Here is a 16268-nt window from a genome sequence, read left to right as displayed (position 1 = left end):
TTGATACTATCTTTATCGAGTTCTGGAAGCCCGTAAACAAAGGTTTTATCTTGAAATTTGCAATCAGCTTTTAATCTGAAATCATTGCTTAAATCTACGATTTTAGTCGTTTCAGAAAACTGATGTTTTTTCAAAAAATCAGTTGAGTTTCCATGACCCAAACACAAAAACACCACATCCACTTCAGAATTGATTTCAGATGAAAATTGAAGTTGAGTAGAACCAACTAAATCTTGATTGACAAACAACAGGTCGGGTACGCCGCCCATTTCGCGGATACCGCCCAGGGACGCCTGCAATTTGCCCTGCTCGCGCTCCATGCCAAGACGCTCTTTCTTGGTCAGGCCGGCAAATCCGTTTGCGGCGGCTTCGTCGATGGCCTTCAGGCGATTGATCGACTGCGAAACCGTCTGCCAGTTTGTCAGCGTACCGCCCAACCAGCGGTGGTTCATGTAGAACTGTGCGGATTTCTCGGCAGCGTCCATGATCGGCTTGGCTGCCTGACGCTTGGTGCCGACGAAAAGCACGCGGCCACCCTTTGCGACGGTGTCGCGGATAACCTGCAACGCCTGATCCAGCAGGGGAACCGTCTGTGTGAGGTCCATGATGTGGATGCCGTTACGTGATCCGTAGATGTATTTATCCATCTTTGGGTTCCAGCGCGATGTCTGGTGGCCAAAGTGTACGCCTGCTTCAAGCAGCTGACGCATGTTAAACTCTGGAAGAGCCATGTCGTTTTCCTTTTCCGGTTTCAAGCCTCAGCGGGGGATCAGCATGATGCCAACCGGTGGATCCTTTGGGATGTCTCTCCATCGGACCCGCCCCCGCCTGCGGGATTTAGTGACCGCGTCATAGCGGGGGTTTTGCCGCTGCGCAAGGCGCGTAATGCGCCCCACCTGCGTATTTTCCTTGGTTCAATGGCGATCAGGCGCCCATGATGGTGCCGTAGGTACGCTCGATGAACCAGTAAATCCCCACCGCTGCGATTGCCACCGATGCAGGTACCGCGACCAGACGGCGGTAGGCCTCAAGGTGGTCCCGAAAGTGGATTGACGCCATACACAGAACAAAGATTGCCGCCAGCGGTCCCAGGAACAGCCATACCTCGTTTTCCAGCGCCGTTCTCATCGCAGCCGGATTGAGGGCGATCAGAGCCAGTGCAGCGATCAGCAAGACACCATAAATCGCAAACCCCTGACCAACCTCGTTGGCACCGCGATCAATCCGCACTGCCTGCCAGATGCACAGGAACATGACTGCAATCACGGCCAACTGCCCGACTTCGACGCCAACGTTGAAGCCGATCAAGGCTGCGACGAAGGTTTCTTCCGGCAGACCGAATTGCGACAGTACAGAGGCAAAGCCCAACCCGTGCAAAAGCCCGAATATAAAGATCACGAAAGGCCGCCACGGGCTGATCCCCTTCAAAAAGATATTTTCGATTGCGACATAGGCAATGGAGAGTGCGATCAGCGGTTCGACCACATCGATAAACGCAATGCCGAGTGATTCCTGCATGAAGTCGTCGATGAAATCCGTATGCCCCAGCGCCGCCAGCGCCAGCGTGATCGTGTGAGCAAGCGTAAACAGCGACACCTGCAACAGCAGCGGGCGGAACCGTGCCGCCAGAAAAAAGAGGCCCAGCACAAAGAGAATATGATCCAGCCCCTTTGGCACGATATGATCAAAGCCTACGGGGATATAATCAAAAAAGGTCTGCCATCCCGTTGCCTGCCCGCCGCCAGCGAGCGGGATCGGGTCCGAAACTGCACCTGCTTCGAGATAACCGTCGTAGGGTTCCGGCACACCCATCTGACGCAAGACCAGCACACCGAATTCCGGGGCCCATCCTATCTGAACTGTTTCTGCACCGTCGGGCAAAGCGGCTGCAAATGTGAAGGTCGAAAACCGCACGATATCAACGTTGCCGGTCGGCTCTACCGTGACATCACGCAATTGCGGCGCAATTGGTTCACCATCGGCCCTGAGGGTGATGTTTTCTGCCATTTCCGGCCAGAAGGCCTCAAACTGCGCAGCAAGCGCGTCGGGCGATAAGGCCCGCAATTCATCATAGGTGGCCGCCTGCGCACTTTCATTCGTGTCAGCCGTTTCCGTCAGGTTGATGCCCGCGACAAAGCTTTCCAGATTGGCCCGTATTTCAAACGTCACCTCACCGTCGACAACGCGCATGTCGCCGATGGAAGGAATGACCTCGTGGGCCTGTGCTGTTGACAGGGTTGTGATCCAGATCAGCGCTGCGCTTGACAATGCCCGCAGAAACGCCACCTTTGCCGCGATCAAAAAGGAAGTTTTCATGCGCATTATCGCCCTTATTTTCAGTCTCATAGCAGCGCCCGTTGCAGCACATGAGTTCTGGATTGAACCAATCGAGTATCAAATTTCATCGGAAGGTACCTTGGAGGCCAACATTGTCAATGGCGAGGCGTTCGCTGGTGTACAGTTAGCTTATCTGCCGCAGCGCTTTGTGAACTTTGCCCTTTTTGCAGACACCGAGACGGTCCGCGTCGATGGCCGCCCCGGTGATCGCCCTGCACTCACTCAGGAGCCGGTGGCCGAGGGGCTCAATATCGCGGCTTATCAGGCCAATAACGCGACCGTTGACTACGAAAACTGGGAAAAGTTCCAGAATTTCGTCGATCACAAGGATTTCGGCGATGTGCTGAGCCTGCATGAGGCGCGCGGACTGTCATTGGACGGTTTCAAGGAAGTGTATTCGCGCCATGCCAAGGCGCTTTTCGGTGTGGGCAACAGCGCAGGTTCGGACCGGCGGGTGGGTTTGGAGACAGAGATTGTCGCCCTGACGAACCCCTATACCGACGATCTGGATGAAGGCGTCCGCGTACAGGTCTATTACCGCAACGATGTGCGGGCGAACACGCAGGTCGAGGTGTTCGAGAAGGCACCGGACAGCAGCGTTGCAATATCGCTTTACCGGACGGATGACGAGGGCATTGCCAGTTTTCCTGTCAAACCCGGCTATGCATATATGGTTGATGCCGTCGTGCTGCGCGAACCAAGCGCCCGGTTGGTGGAAGGAACGGGGGCGGTCTGGGAAACGCTTTGGGCCAATCTGACCTTTGCTGTGCCTGAGTAAGGCTTGCTCTTGACTGGTTGCTGGGTCAGAACGCCGGTATGACCAAGCCCCCTGACATCCTATGCATTGGTTCCGTCCTGTGGGACGTGATCGGGCGTACCGCCAGCTCTATGCGTGTCGGCTCTGACGTGCCGGGGCGCATCACGCGTTTGCCCGGCGGTGTGGCGATGAACATCGCCATGACCCTGCGCCGTTTTGGGATGACCCCGGCCCTGCTGACAACGATCGGGCGTGATCCCGAAGGCGACGAACTGATCGGCGAAGCCGTGCGCATGGGCATGATTTGCAATCACATCTATCGCTCGGAAGACTTGCCCACCGATGTGTATATGGCCATCGAGGGTGCAAACGGGCTTGTCGCCGCGATTGCGGATGCCCATTCGCTCGAGGCTGCCGGAGAAAAGATCTTGCGCGCCATGGGGGATGGCCGCTTGGGATCAGAGGCCGCGCCTTTTGCAGGGCCGGTTGCGCTGGATGGCAACCTGACGGAAGAGTTGCTTCAGTCCATCGCGGCGTCCCCGCTTTTTGCTGCCGCCGATCTGCGCGTCGCCCCTGCCTCGCCTGGGAAGGCGGAACGGCTCCTGGCGCTGCTGGGGCACCCGTCGGCGACGCTTTATGTGAACCTCGAAGAAGCGGGGCTGTTGTGCCAGACGGCGTTTGTAGATTCGGCCACGGCTGCGGCTGCCCTGATCGCGCGCGGGGCGCACCGTGTACTGGTGACAGATGGCGGCAGCTCTGCTTCGGAAGGCACCGCAGGAGACATCATCACCCAGATTCCACCCGCCGTGATGGTGACCCGCGTTACCGGCGCAGGCGACACATTCATGGCCGCCCATATCGCATCAGAGGCCCAAGGCATGGACCGGGACGCCGCCCTCGCCCGCGCGCTGAACGCCGCCGCCACCTATGTTTCCGGAGAAACCCCCTTATGATCCCGATCCACTATAGCGCCGAAGTGGCAAAGGCCCGCGCGACGAACGCGCCGATTGTTGCGCTTGAAAGCACGATCATTACCCATGGGATGCCGTTTCCCCAGAACGTGGAAACCGCGCGATTGGTCGAGGCCGACGTGCGCGCGGCCGGCGCTGTACCTGCCACGATCGCAGTGCTTGGCGGGGTCTTGCACGTCGGGCTCGAGGCAGACGAACTGGACAGATTGGGGCAGGCGCAAAACGTGGCCAAGCTGTCGCGCGCCGACATGGCCGCCTGTATCGCGACAGGTGGCACAGGTGCCACGACAGTGGCCGCGACCATGATCGCGGCACATCTGGCGGGAATCCACGTTTTCGCGACGGGCGGTATCGGGGGCGTACACCGCGGCGCTGAAAGCAGCTTTGATATCTCGGCCGACTTGCAGGAACTGGCGCAAACCCCTGTGACGGTCGTCGCCGCTGGTGCCAAGGCGATCCTGGATTTGCCAAAGACGTTCGAGGTGCTTGAAACCCTTGGTGTGCCCGTCATTGCCTATGGTCAGGATATGTTGCCCGCGTTCTGGTCTGCGACCTCGGATATTGCGGCCCCGCTGCGCATGGATACCGCCGCTGAAATCGCAAGGGCGCAGCAGACGCGCACCGCGATGGGGTTGCAAGGCGGGCAGTTGGTCACAAACCCGATCCCGCAGGACGCACAGATTGCGGCGGAAGAATTGCAACCGATCATCGAACAGGCCTTGCAGGAGGCCGAATGCCAAGGGATCAGTGCCAAGGCCGTGACACCGTTTCTTCTGGGTCGTATTTTCGAGTTGACGGAAGGCCGATCCCTGACTGCAAATATCGCCCTTGTGCGCAACAACGCGCGTCTGGCTGCACAAATTGCCATCGCAATGGTGAAATAGGACTGTGATCAAACCAAGGCCTGTTGCTGCAACGCACGCCAGCACATAAGTGTCCGGAAACACATCGAGAGTTTACACTGATGATCGACCCACATTCCGACGAGGCCAAGCGGCGCAACAAGCCGGGTATCGTTGCCCGTCTAAGAAGTAATTTCCTTGCCGGTCTGATTATCGTCGCCCCGATCGGGCTGACGATCTGGCTGATCTGGACGGTTGTCGGTTGGGTCGATGGCTGGGTTTGGCCGTTCATCCCGCAAGCCTATCAGCCCACAGCACTTTTGAACGATCTGCTGGGGTTGGAAGGGGAAGACCAGATTCAGGTCAACGTGCGTGGTGTCGGCGTTGTCATCTTCCTGATTTTCACCATGATTGTGGGGTGGGTCGGAAAAGGCTTGATCGGGCGGTCTTTTCTGGGGATCGGTGAGCGGTTTGTTGACCGGATGCCGGTCGTACGATCCGTCTACAATGCGGCCAAGCAAATCGCCGAAACCGTGTTTTCGCAGCGCGAGACATCGTTCGATACGGCCTGTCTGGTGGAATACCCGCGCAAGGGCATCTGGGCCATTGCCTTTATCTCGATCAACGCCAAAGGCGAGATTGATGCAAAACTGAACGATGGCGAACCCATTGTGACGGTGTTCCTGCCCACAACGCCCAACCCGACGTCCGGGTTCCTTCTGTTTCTGCCGCAACGTGATGTCATGCCACTGGATATGACGGTGGAAGATGCCGCCAAGCTGGTAATCTCTGCCGGGCTTGTCTACCCCAACGGAAAGGCCGCGGTTGAGGTCAAGAACCCGGCTGCATAGGTATGATCACCTCAGCATTGACCGGCTTTGCCACGGCATTTGCCTTGATCCTAGCGATTGGCGCGCAAAACGCCTTTGTCCTGCGGCAAGGATTGGCCGGGTCGCATGTGTTCTGGCTTTGCCTGCTGTGTGCGTTGTCGGACGCGGTTTTGATCACGGCAGGTGTGCTGGGGTTCGGATATATCGTGACGCTTTATCCGTTGCTGCCGCAAATCATGGCATGGGGCGGGGCCGTCTTTCTTACCGTTTACGGCGCGATGCGCCTTTGGGCGGCGTGGCAAGGCGAATACACACTGCAGCTTGCAGGCAAAAGTGCAGGTCTATGGGCCACTCTGGCGACCGGTGCCGCGTTTACGTGGCTAAACCCGCATGTTTATCTCGATACGCTCGGTCTGGTGGGCGCGATATCAACACAATACATTGATCCGATAGAGAAAACAGCCTTCGGGATCGGGGCGGTTACATCGTCGTTCGTGTTCTTCTTTAGCCTTGGTTATGGCGCACGTCTGCTTGCGCCGATCATGCAGTCGGCACGGGCTTGGCGAATACTGGATATATTGATCGGGCTGGTGATGTGGGCCTTGGCAATCAAATTGCTTAACTGAACATCTCGGACAGGTTCAGCGAACTGCGTGTCCCGATATCATTTTTGTGGTTTTTCAGGAATGTATCTGCGGCGGATTCACCTGCTTGCTTCAAACGCCCGATGATGATGGCGGTCGGGATGGTCTTGGTCGCCACGTTCAGGCCGTTCATGAGCGCATCATCCGCGATCATATGCACAAGCACATCTTTCATCGTACCGCGTTTGATCGACCCGTCCGCCAACAGGCGCTTGACGAAATCGATGGCGCGCAATTCGCGCAGCAAGGAACTGTTGAAGCTGATTTCATTGACCCGGTTCTCGATCGACTGGCTATCCTTCGGCAACTCTTCACGGTAGAGAGGATTGATATTCACGATGAGAAGATCGTCAGGCAAGTCACTGGCAAACAGTGGATAAAGTGCAGGGTTGCCAGTATAGCCTCCATCCCAGAACGCCTCGACCGTGCCGGTTTGCGGGTCCTCGAATTCGACGGCTTGAAACAGACTGGGCAGGCAGGCCGACGCCATGATGACCTCTGGCATGATCTCGTTGCCGGTAAAGACACGGATCTTGCCGGAACGCACGTTCGTGGCACAGATATGCAGGTCCGGGCCATCGGTGGCGCAGACTGCATCATAATGGAATTTCTTGACGATATTGGCCAAGGGGTTCTGCATCGACGGCCCGTAGATGTAGGGCGAGAACATGCGCGTGGTCATGTCAAAGGCGGTGTAGGCTGGCGAATACTTCAGCGCCTTGGCCCAGAACTCTGCCGTGGGGGCGGCGGCAGTGATCCATGGGGCAAAATGGGGGTCGGTCACGTGGCCGATTTGTTCCCAAAGCCATTCAAGGTTCGCAATCGCCCCGTCGCGGCCGTTTTCCACCCAACCGGATTTGAGCGCGGCTGCGTTCAGCGCGCCAGCCGATGTGCCCGAAATCGCGGCGATCTCGATATCCTCTTCGTTCAACAGACGCGCGAGCACGCCCCATGTGAAGGCGCCATGCGCCCCACCCCCTTGCAGTGCGAGGCTGATCTTTTTCAAAGCGCGGTCCAGCCACCATCGACGCTGATCGTCGTACCGGTGATCTGCGCCGCTGCATCAGAGCAAAGAAAGACCACCGTGCCGCCAAGCTGTTCAACGGTCGCAAACTCTTTTGAAGGCTGGCGTTGCAGCAGCACGTTCTTGATCACGTCCTCTCGGGACATGTCGTATTCTTTCATGGTGTCGGGGATTTGCGCTTCGACCAGCGGGGTCAGAACGTAGCCGGGGCAGACCGCGTTGCAGGTGATCGGGTCCTGGGCCGTTTCCAGACCGATGGTTTTGGTCAGGCCCACAATGCCGTGCTTGGCGGCGACATACGCCGATTTGTAAGGCGATGCTGTCAGACCGTGCGCCGACGCGATGTTGATGATCCGGCCCCAACCTCGTTCACGCATTCCCGTGACGGCGGCTGCGGTTGTATGGAAAGCCGAGGTGAGGTTGATCGCGATGATCGCGTCCCATTTTTCCGCCGGAAAATCCTGCACCGGAGCGACGTGCTGGATGCCTGCGTTATTGATCAGAATATCGCAACTGCCTGCATCAGCGATCAGGCGGCGGCAGTCTTCGCCTTTGGACATATCGGCCGCAATGTATTTCGCGTCGACGCCCGTCTCTTTGGCGATTTCCGCAGCAAGCGCGTGATCTTCCTCGCGGTCGGTGAAGGAGTTCAGCACCAAATTCGCCCCCGCCTTGGCCAATTCGCGGGCGACGCCAAGGCCGATCCCCGAGTTTGATCCGGTAATAATGGCGGTTTTTCCTGTCAGGGTCATATTTTCGCTCCGATTCTCTTGCGTTGCGACTCACCTTATATGCTGCAACTGCGAATGCCAGATGACCGGTCCGATAGCCCTAAAAAAAACGCCCGCACAAGGCGGGCGTGAAGTTATTGAGGCAGGTTTCATACAGGCAAGAAACCTATCGAGCAGTGCCCTCTTTATAAGCAATCCATCGCCCGCATCCAAGCTAAAAGTTTGAAAAGGTTGCAAACCCTCTCTACGGTCCATCCTGTAGGCAAGAACAAAGCAGGACGGGGCACTTGAGCATGGGACATTATTTGGGGAATCTGGCACGCATTGCGGCAATCACATGCGCAATCGGTTTGGCGGGCCAAAGCACTGTGGCAGAGCCGCGGCATGGCATAGCTATGTATGGTGATCCTGACCTACCACCTGATTTTGTGTCCCTGCCCTATGCCAACCCCGACGCGCCCAAAGGCGGGCGGATCGTCACGGCAGAGGTTGGCAGCTTCGACAGCCTCAATCCTTTCATTCGCAAAGGGTCGGTTCCGTGGCAGTTACGATTTTTCCTTGGCGAGAGTTTCATGGGGCGGTCACTGGATGAACCGTTCTCGCTTTACGGCGTATTGGCCGAATCGGTCGAGACCGGCCCGAACCGTGAATGGGTCGAATTCACCCTGCGCGAGGGTGCCGCATTTTCTGACGGCAGCCCTGTGACGATCGAAGATGTCATGTGGTCGTATGAGACATTGGGCACCGCGGGCCACCCCCGTTATCTTGGTTTCTGGACCAAGGTCGAAAGCATGGAGCAAACGGGTGATCGCTCGGTCCGTTTTACCTTCAATGTCGAGGACCGCGAACTGGCCCTTCTGGCCGGTATGCGGCCGATCCTGAAGAAGGCACAGTGGGACGGCGTTGATTTCGCGGATAGCACAACCGAGGTTGTCCCGATAACGTCCGCGCCCTACGTGATCGACGATTTTGAACCGGGCCGGTTTGTGTCGCTGCGCCGCAATCCCGATTATTGGGGCGCGGATGTGCCCTTCCGCGTCGGCACCAACAACATTGATGAAGTCCGGCTGGAGTTTTTCGGTGACGAGACCGCCGCATTCGAAGCGTTCAAGGTCGGCGAGGTCAATTCGAACCGCGAATTCAATGTGGCCCGCTGGGAAAGCCAGTACAATTTCCCTGCCGTGCAGGATGGCGATATTGTGCTGTCGATCCTGCCACATGAACGCCCGTCCGGCATGACCGGCTTTGTCATGAACACCCGCAGCGACCAGTTTGCAGACTGGCGCGTGCGCGATGCGATGCTTCACGCGTTCAACTTCGAATTTGTCAACGAGGCGATGACAGGGTCCGCTCAGCCGCGGATCACCTCTTATTGGTCGAATTCGCCACTGGGCATGTCGAACAGCCCAGCCGAAGGGCGCGTTGCAGAATTTCTGGCACCATTCGCGGCAGAGCTGACACCGGGCACGCTGGAGGGCTATTCGCTGCCCGTCAGCGACGGCTCCGAGCGGAACCGTGCAGGAACCGCTGCGGCCCTTGACCGGATGGAAGCTGCAGGCTGGACTGTGCAGGACGGCGTCATGGCAAATGCCGCTGGCGAGCCGTTTACGTTTGAGATCCTTCTGCCGCAGGGTGGGTCGGAAAATCAGGCAATCATCGACATGTATGTGGAATCACTGGCGCGGATCGGCGTGACCCCGACCGTCGCAGTCGTCGATAGTGCACAATTCAAGGAGCGCACGGACGCCTATGATTTTGACATGACCTATTATCGCCGTGGTGTGTCGCTGTCGCCGGGCAACGAGCAATACAGCTATTATGGGTCCAAAACGGCAGATCAGTCCGGAGGGCGTAACCTGATGGGTATCAAATCTCCGGCAGTTGATGCGATGATCGGACGGTTGCTGACTTCGGAAAGTCAGGATGATTTCGTGGCCGCGGTGAAGGCGCTTGACCGCACATTGACCGCTGGTCGGTATGTGATCCCGATTTATCAGTGGAACATCAGCCGTATCGCTCATGCCAAAGAGCTGCAATATCCGCAATATCTGCCGATTTTCGGCGACTGGCCCGGCTGGCAGCCGGATGTCTGGTGGTACGAGAAATAAGCATCCAAGGCCTGCGCTACGCGCAGGTTTCTTGCCTCCGGCGGGGATATTTACGGGCCAATAATAACAGCGCTATCTTAGCGACGTGACCCACAGGATCGTCGCATCCTCGGGGCTGACAGACACCACGTTATGCCCCATGGCGGCGTCGTAATAGGCGCTATCGCCGCGCTTGAGTTCAACAGGTTCGTAGAATTCCGTGTAGAGCCGGATTTGCCCGGTCAGCACATAGAGAAATTCCTCGCCATCGTGACGGACCCAACCGTCGAAGTCCTCGACATTGCGGGCGCGGACGCGGGTGCGGTACGGCATCATCTTCTTGGTGGTCAGTGTTTCCGCCAAAAGCGCATGTTCGTAGGTCGTTGTCACTTTCGCGGCCTCTTCGCCGTTACGCGTGACCGCCATGCGCCCGTTGACCTGCCCTTTGGAGGGTGGCGTAAAGAGTTGCGGCACAGAGATTTCCAGACCGACAGCCAGCTTCTTGAGCGCATCATAGGTCGGAGACATCTGTCCGTTTTCAATCTTGGACAGCGTCGACCGCGCGAGCCCCGCCTGTTGCGCCGCCTGCTCGAGCGTCCAGTCGCGGGCCTTGCGCAATTCACGGACACGCGCCCCGAGGTCAAGTGGTTGGGCCACACCGGTTTCGCCGCTCTCATGGGCGATGCGCATGGGGTTCTTGTTATTGTTTTCTGTCATGGCATTCTCATAAGCAGCACCGTTGCATCTTGCAAGCGAGGCGCGGCCCCAACCGCAGTGTCCGCAGCATGTGCTGTGCAGACACGCACAGGTATTTGGGTCATTGCGGGCTTTTACGTGGCCGCAGACGTGATAGGCAGATCGAAGATACCGTTTTGCCGCCGCGCAACTGGCCGCCTATAAGAAAATGCGTCTTTTGATCGCCCGCGAAACACTCCCCGAGGGGCCTATAACAAAATCTTGCGCAAAAAACGGCGCGACGAAAGGGAGACCACACATGGTCAAGCTTGATATCATATCCGATCCGATCTGCCCGTGGTGCTATATCGGCAAGACCAATCTGGATAAGGCGCTGGAACAGTTTCCCGATCATCCCTTCACGATTGAATGGCATCCATTCCAGCTCAACCCCGATATGCCCGCCGAAGGCATGGATCGGCGCGCCTATCTGGAAGGTAAGTTCGGCGGCAAGGAAGGTGCGGTCAAAGCCTATGCGCCCGTGGTGGAACAAGCCGAACGCGCCGGTGCGCTGATCAATTTCGACGCGATCAAGCGGACCCCGAACACCATCGACGCACATCGTCTGATCCACTGGGCTGGCATTGAACAGCGGCAATCCTTTGTCGTAGATCTGCTATTCAAGGCCTATTTCGTGGATGGGCGCGATATCAGCGATCACGAGGTGCTGGCCGATGTCGCCGACACCGCTGAAATGGATGCGGCGATGGTCACCAAGCTGCTCGACTCGGATGCAGACGCCGACGATATCCGTGCTCGCGACAAGCACAGCCGCGAAATGGGTGTGAACTCGGTCCCGACATTCATTGTGGCCCAGCAACATGCCGTGCCGGGGGCACAGCCACCGGAAATGTGGACTGGCGTGATCAAAGAGATCATGGACCAGATAGAGGCGCAGGAATGAGCGATCTGGCCGCCGGGATGGCAGGGCCCAGGCGGCTTGGGCAGACAGAATTTATCGCGATGATGGCAATGCTGGCGGCAACAGTGGCGTTTTCGATCGACGCCATGTTGCCCGCCCTGCCCGAGATCGGGGCTGCGCTGTCACCGGACAACCTGAACAATGCACAGCTGATCATCACCAGCTTCGTGCTTGGCATGGGATTTGGCACACTTTTTACCGGGCCGCTCTCGGATGCCTTCGGGCGCAAGCCCGTGATGATCGGAGGGGCCATCATCTATGTGGTCGCCTGTACCGTGGCCTGGGCGTCTTCGACACTTGAAGTGATGCTGGCTGCACGTGTTGTGCAGGGCCTCGGGGCAGCAGGGCCGCGTGTGGTCGCTATGGCGTTGATACGCGATCTTTATTCAGGTCCTGATATGGCGCGGATCTTGTCTTTTGTGATGATCGTTTTCGCATTGGTGCCGGCACTGGCCCCAACGATGGGACATTTCATTATACTGGGCTTTGGCTGGCGCGCCATCTTTGCGGCGTTCATCGTTTTTTCCGTACTGACGCTTTTGTGGTTGTTGATCCGCCAGCCCGAAACGCTGGCCCCTGAAAACCGGCGTCCGCTCAGTGTGCGTGCGCTTGGCGCGGCGATTGCGGAAATGTTTGCTCATCGGACAGCATGCCTGTCCATACTCGTCCAGACGTTGACGTTCGGGATGCTCTTTACGGTGCTTTCCTCGACACAACAGGTGTTCGACATCACCTTCGGGCAAGGCGACCATTTTCACTACTGGTTCGGTGGAATCGCGATTATGGCGGCCTCTGCCAGTGTGCTGAACGCCCGCATTGTGGTGCGCGTAGGGATGCGTGCGATCATCAAGGCGATGTTTACGGTGCAAATTGCGATCACGCTGCTGATGATCGTGATCACGGCAGCCAACGGCCCGTATTGGCTTGCCTTTGGCACTTACGTCTTCTGGATCACGTCAAATTTCTTTCAAGCCGGCCTGACCATTGGCAACCTCAACGCGCTGGCAATGGAGGAAATGGGCCACATCGCAGGCTTGGCTGCATCCGTGATCGCCGCTGTCGCAACGATTGGCGCGGTGATCATTGCCGCACCGATCGCGCTCACCTTTGACGGCACCCCGATGCCCATGGCCATCGGCACGCTGATCTGTGCTTCACTCGCCCTTTGGCTGACCACACTGATCAAAAGGCCGGGCGAGGCCTGACATTATTATCGGCCCGAAAATATCCCCGCCGGAGGCAAAGGCGCGTCAGAGCGCCTTTTTCTTTTCGTCCGACAGTTTTTGCGCCAGATCCCGTGCGATATTGAACGCGCCCTGAATCTTGTCGCGTTCCTTGGCCCAGTCCCGCCGCACCACGATCTTGTTGTCCTTGACCTTGGCCAGACCTTTCTGGTCCGCGATGAAATCCACCAGCCCCTTGGGCGAGGCGAACTTGTCGTTATGAAAGCGGATCGTAGCACCCTTGGGTCCGGCATCAAGCTGGCTGATCCCTGCGCGTTTGCACATTGCCTTGATCCGCACCACCAGCATCAGCGTGTTCACTTCACGCGGCAGTTTGCCGAACCGGTCGATCAGTTCGGCGGCGAAACCTTCCAACTCCACCTTTGTGGTCAGTTCCGACAAACGCCGGTAGAGCCCCAGACGCACATCCAGATCGGGCACATAGTCATCGGGGATCAGAACCGGTACGCCAAGGTTGATCTGCGGCGCCCATTGACCATCATCAATGATCCCTTCGGCCTGTCCCGACCGGATCGCCGCGATCTGGTCTTCCAGCATCTGCTGATACAGCTCATAGCCCACTTCGCGCATCTGGCCCGACTGTTCTTCGCCCAGAAGGTTGCCTGCACCGCGAATATCAAGATCTTGGGACGCGAGCGTAAAGCCTGCGCCAAGCGTATCAATAGACCCCAGTACGCGCAGGCGTTTCTGTGCGGTGTCGGTAAGCTTCTGGCGCGGCTTCGTTGTCAGATAAGCATATGCACGGGTTTTCGAGCGACCCACCCTGCCCCTGATCTGGTATAGCTGGCTCAGGCCGAACATATCGGCCCGCCACACGATCATCGTGTTGGCGGTTGGAATATCCAGCCCGCTTTCGACAATCGTCGTGGCCAGCAGCACATCATACTTGCCATCGTAAAACGCATTCATCCGGTCATCGAGTTCGCCCGCCGCCATCTGACCTGTGGCCGAAATATAGGTGACTTCGGGCACTTCGCGTCTGAGGAATTCCTCCATCGCTTCCATGTCACTGATCCGCGGGACCACCACAAAGGATTGTCCACCGCGATAGTGTTCGCGCAACAGTGCTTCGCGCACGGTGATCGTGTCGAATTCGCTGACATAGGTCCGGATCGCAAGCCGGTCGATCGGCGGCGTGCCGATGATCGACAGATCGCGTACGCCCGACAGCGACAGTTGCAAGGTGCGCGGGATGGGCGTGGCCGTGAGCGTCAGCACATGCACGTCGGTGCGCAGTTGTTTCAGTCGTTCCTTGTGTTGCACACCGAATTTCTGTTCCTCGTCGATGACAAGCAGTCCAAGGTTCTTGAATCGCACGCCCTTGGCCAAGAGCGCATGAGTGCCAACGACAATATCGACCGTTCCTTTGGCCAGCCCTTCGCGCGTCAGGTTGGCATCCTTGGCGGACACGAAACGCGACAACGGGCGCACGTTGACGGGGAAACCGCGGAACCGTTCGGCAAAGTTCTGATAGTGTTGGCGCGCCAGCAGCGTGGTGGGTGCGATGATCGCCACCTGAACGCCTGACATCGCCGCGACAAAGGCTGCGCGGATTGCCACCTCGGTCTTGCCAAAGCCGACATCGCCGCAGATCAGGCGATCCATCGGTTTACCGGAACCCAGATCGTCGAGCACATCCTCGATCGCGGCAAGCTGGTCGTCGGTTTCGACATAAGGGAAGCGTGCGAGGAACTGGTCCCACAACCCGTCGGGGGGATCAAATGCAGGCGCTGTGCGCAACTCGCGTTCGGCGGCGACACGGATCAGGCGTTCAGCAATCTGCCGGATGCGTTCTTTCAGCTTGGCCTTCTTGGCCTGCCATGCACCACCGCCCAGCTTGTCCAGCAATCCGGTTTCATGGCCGTATTTGGATAGGAGTTCGATATTTTCGACCGGCAGATACAGCTTGGAATCTTCGGCATATTCCAGCAGCAGACATTCATGCGCCGCGCCCAGTGCCGACACCACCTCCATGCCCATATAGCGTCCGACACCGTGATCGACGTGCACCACAAGATCACCGGGGCTGAGGCTGTTGGCCTCGGACAGGAAGTTTTCGGCACGCCGTTTGCGTTTGGTCTGCCGGATCAGGCGGTCGCCCAGCACGTCCTGTTCGGAAATGACCGTCAGACCCTGTGCCTCGAAACCGTGATCCAGTGGCCAAACGGCCAGATGCAATCCGCGTTTTCCGACGCGACTGAAGTCTGTGATGGAAATCGCCTCGGTCACGCCTTCGTCTTCGATCAGCCCTTCAAGACGTTCACGCGCGCCCTCGGAGTAGGAAGCGATCACGACAGGACCATCCTGCATCTTTGCCTTCACATGGTCAGCCAAGGCGCTGAAAAGGCTGATCTGTTCCTGTTGACGCTCAGGCGCGAAATTCCGGCCGATCCGCCCGCCCGCATCAATCACACCGGGACCTGTTGCCTGCTTGAGCGGTGAAAACTGCATCACACGCCGGTCTGCAACGGCAGCTTCCCATGCGGCATCATCGAGATAAAGCAACTCGGGCGGTGCCGGTTTGTAAACGCTGTCCATCCGCCCCTTCTGGCTGAGCGCATGCATCCGCGTGCCATATTGGTCGGCGATGCTGTCCCATCTTGCGACGCGCATTGCCGTCATCTGGTCGTCAAGCGTGACCGTCGCCTTGGGCAGATAATCGAAGAGCGTTTCCAGATCGTCCTGAAAGAACCCCAGCCAATGTTCGACACCCGCATGTTTGCGCCCCGCAGATACCGCCTCGTAAAGCGGGTCATCGGTGCCGGCGGCGCCGAACTCCAAACGGTAATTCTGACGGAACCGTGTGATGGCCGCCTCATCGAGGATGACCTCTGACACAGGTGCCAGTTCGACCTCGGACAGCTTTTCTGTTGTGCGTTGGGTGGCAGGATCAAACCGGCGTGCGCCGTCCAGCACATCACCAAAGAGATCAAGGCGCACAGGGCCGATTTGGCCCGGCGGATAGATATCAATGATCCCGCCCCTGACCGCATAGTCGCCGGGTTCCATCACGGTCGGGCTTTGGGTGAACCCCATACGCACAAGAAACTGGCGCAGCGCATCTTCGTCCATGCGGTGACCGACAGTGGCTTTGAAAGCCGCTTCACGCAGCAAACTGCGCGCGGGGACCCGTTGGGTTGCGGC

14 protein-coding genes are annotated in these 16268 nt (G+C 57.9%); 8 read left to right on the top strand and 6 right to left on the bottom strand.

From position 1 onward, the window contains the following. Positions 1-731 (bottom strand): 30S ribosomal protein S2 (rpsB, locus tag R6T97_RS15355; RefSeq protein ID WP_410350160.1); only part of this gene is annotated, 731 nt, incomplete at its 3' end. A 193-nt stretch (positions 732-924) separates the two neighbouring features. Continuing rightward, positions 925-2316, bottom strand: coding sequence for a HupE/UreJ family protein (locus R6T97_RS15350; RefSeq protein ID WP_410350159.1), 1392 nt, complete (start codon positions 2314-2316; stop codon positions 925-927). On the opposite strand from R6T97_RS15350, the gene R6T97_RS15345 reads away from it, so the two are divergent. The 5 genes from R6T97_RS15345 to R6T97_RS15325 all read left to right on the top strand — a co-directional run bounded on the left by R6T97_RS15345 (position 2315) and on the right by R6T97_RS15325 (position 6363). Further along, entirely contained in the window at positions 2315-3115 is an 801-nt protein-coding gene (locus R6T97_RS15345) for a DUF4198 domain-containing protein (RefSeq protein WP_410350158.1), read from the top strand. The genes R6T97_RS15350 and R6T97_RS15345 overlap by 2 nt on opposite strands. A 38-nt stretch (positions 3116-3153) precedes the next feature. Beyond that, positions 3154-4047, top strand: coding sequence for a PfkB family carbohydrate kinase (locus tag R6T97_RS15340; RefSeq protein WP_410350157.1), 894 nt, complete (start codon positions 3154-3156; stop codon positions 4045-4047). After that, a complete protein-coding gene (locus R6T97_RS15335; RefSeq protein WP_410350156.1) occupies positions 4044-4949 on the top strand; it encodes a pseudouridine-5'-phosphate glycosidase in 906 nt (301 codons plus the stop codon). The genes R6T97_RS15340 and R6T97_RS15335 overlap by 4 nt, the downstream gene beginning before the upstream one ends. Before the next feature lie 80 nt (positions 4950-5029). Continuing rightward, entirely contained in the window at positions 5030-5758 is a 729-nt protein-coding gene (locus R6T97_RS15330) for a DUF502 domain-containing protein (RefSeq protein WP_410350155.1), read from the top strand. A gap of 2 nt (positions 5759-5760) precedes the next feature. After that, the gene (locus tag R6T97_RS15325; protein ID WP_410350154.1) at positions 5761-6363 is read left to right on the top strand and encodes a LysE/ArgO family amino acid transporter; all 603 of its coding nucleotides are present in this window, start codon (positions 5761-5763) and stop codon (positions 6361-6363) included. Here R6T97_RS15325 and R6T97_RS15320 read toward each other — a convergent pair. Both R6T97_RS15320 and R6T97_RS15315 read right to left on the bottom strand, forming a co-directional pair. Continuing rightward, on the bottom strand, positions 6356-7387 hold the full coding sequence (locus tag R6T97_RS15320) for a patatin-like phospholipase family protein (protein ID WP_410350153.1): 1032 nt from the start codon (positions 7385-7387) through the stop codon (positions 6356-6358). The two genes, R6T97_RS15325 and R6T97_RS15320, sit on opposite strands and share 8 nt — an antisense overlap. Continuing rightward, positions 7384-8157, bottom strand: coding sequence for a 3-hydroxybutyrate dehydrogenase (locus R6T97_RS15315; RefSeq protein ID WP_410350152.1), 774 nt, complete (start codon positions 8155-8157; stop codon positions 7384-7386). The genes R6T97_RS15320 and R6T97_RS15315 overlap by 4 nt, the downstream gene beginning before the upstream one ends. Before the next feature lie 272 nt (positions 8158-8429). Between R6T97_RS15315 and R6T97_RS15310 the strand changes: the two genes are divergently transcribed. After that, positions 8430-10244, top strand: coding sequence for an extracellular solute-binding protein (locus R6T97_RS15310; protein ID WP_410350151.1), 1815 nt, complete (start codon positions 8430-8432; stop codon positions 10242-10244). Positions 10245-10316: 72 nt separating this feature from the next. Here the strand turns inward: R6T97_RS15310 and R6T97_RS15305 are convergent, their stop codons facing one another. After that, the gene (locus tag R6T97_RS15305; protein WP_410350150.1) at positions 10317-10940 is read right to left on the bottom strand and encodes a helix-turn-helix domain-containing protein; all 624 of its coding nucleotides are present in this window, start codon (positions 10938-10940) and stop codon (positions 10317-10319) included. A 277-nt stretch (positions 10941-11217) separates the two neighbouring features. On the opposite strand from R6T97_RS15305, the gene R6T97_RS15300 reads away from it, so the two are divergent. Together R6T97_RS15300 and R6T97_RS15295 are read left to right on the top strand one after the other, a co-directional pair. Then, positions 11218-11862, top strand: coding sequence for a DsbA family protein (locus tag R6T97_RS15300; protein WP_410350149.1), 645 nt, complete (start codon positions 11218-11220; stop codon positions 11860-11862). Continuing rightward, entirely contained in the window at positions 11859-13085 is a 1227-nt protein-coding gene (locus R6T97_RS15295) for a multidrug effflux MFS transporter (RefSeq protein WP_410350148.1), read from the top strand. The genes R6T97_RS15300 and R6T97_RS15295 overlap by 4 nt, the downstream gene beginning before the upstream one ends. A 45-nt stretch (positions 13086-13130) precedes the next feature. Here the strand turns inward: R6T97_RS15295 and mfd are convergent. Next, on the bottom strand, positions 13131-16268 hold a 3138-nt coding region (gene mfd, locus R6T97_RS15290; RefSeq protein WP_410350147.1), incomplete at its 5' end, for a transcription-repair coupling factor.

The sequence above is a fragment of the Yoonia sp. genome (assembly GCF_046498525.1).
Classification (GTDB): Bacteria; Pseudomonadota; Alphaproteobacteria; order Rhodobacterales; family Rhodobacteraceae; genus Yoonia.
Note: the sequence above shows the minus strand (reverse complement) of the source record. Positions and strands in the feature narration are given on the sequence as shown.

Excerpts from the sequence above, each read along its gene's own strand:
- R6T97_RS15345 (WP_410350158.1), top strand. The coding sequence starts at position 2,315 with ATGCGCATTATCGCCCTTATTTTCAGTCTCATAGCAGCGCCCGTTGCA.
- R6T97_RS15350 (WP_410350159.1), bottom strand. The coding sequence starts at position 2,316 with ATGAAAACTTCCTTTTTGATCGCGGCAAAGGTGGCGTTTCTGCGGGCA.
- R6T97_RS15340 (WP_410350157.1), top strand. The coding sequence starts at position 3,154 with ATGACCAAGCCCCCTGACATCCTATGCATTGGTTCCGTCCTGTGGGAC.
- R6T97_RS15335 (WP_410350156.1), top strand. The coding sequence starts at position 4,044 with ATGATCCCGATCCACTATAGCGCCGAAGTGGCAAAGGCCCGCGCGACG.
- R6T97_RS15330 (WP_410350155.1), top strand. The coding sequence starts at position 5,030 with ATGATCGACCCACATTCCGACGAGGCCAAGCGGCGCAACAAGCCGGGT.
- R6T97_RS15325 (WP_410350154.1), top strand. The coding sequence starts at position 5,761 with ATGATCACCTCAGCATTGACCGGCTTTGCCACGGCATTTGCCTTGATC.
- R6T97_RS15315 (WP_410350152.1), bottom strand. The coding sequence starts at position 8,157 with ATGACCCTGACAGGAAAAACCGCCATTATTACCGGATCAAACTCGGGG.
- R6T97_RS15310 (WP_410350151.1), top strand. The coding sequence starts at position 8,430 with ATGGGACATTATTTGGGGAATCTGGCACGCATTGCGGCAATCACATGC.
- R6T97_RS15305 (WP_410350150.1), bottom strand. The coding sequence starts at position 10,940 with ATGACAGAAAACAATAACAAGAACCCCATGCGCATCGCCCATGAGAGC.
- R6T97_RS15300 (WP_410350149.1), top strand. The coding sequence starts at position 11,218 with ATGGTCAAGCTTGATATCATATCCGATCCGATCTGCCCGTGGTGCTAT.
- R6T97_RS15295 (WP_410350148.1), top strand. The coding sequence starts at position 11,859 with ATGAGCGATCTGGCCGCCGGGATGGCAGGGCCCAGGCGGCTTGGGCAG.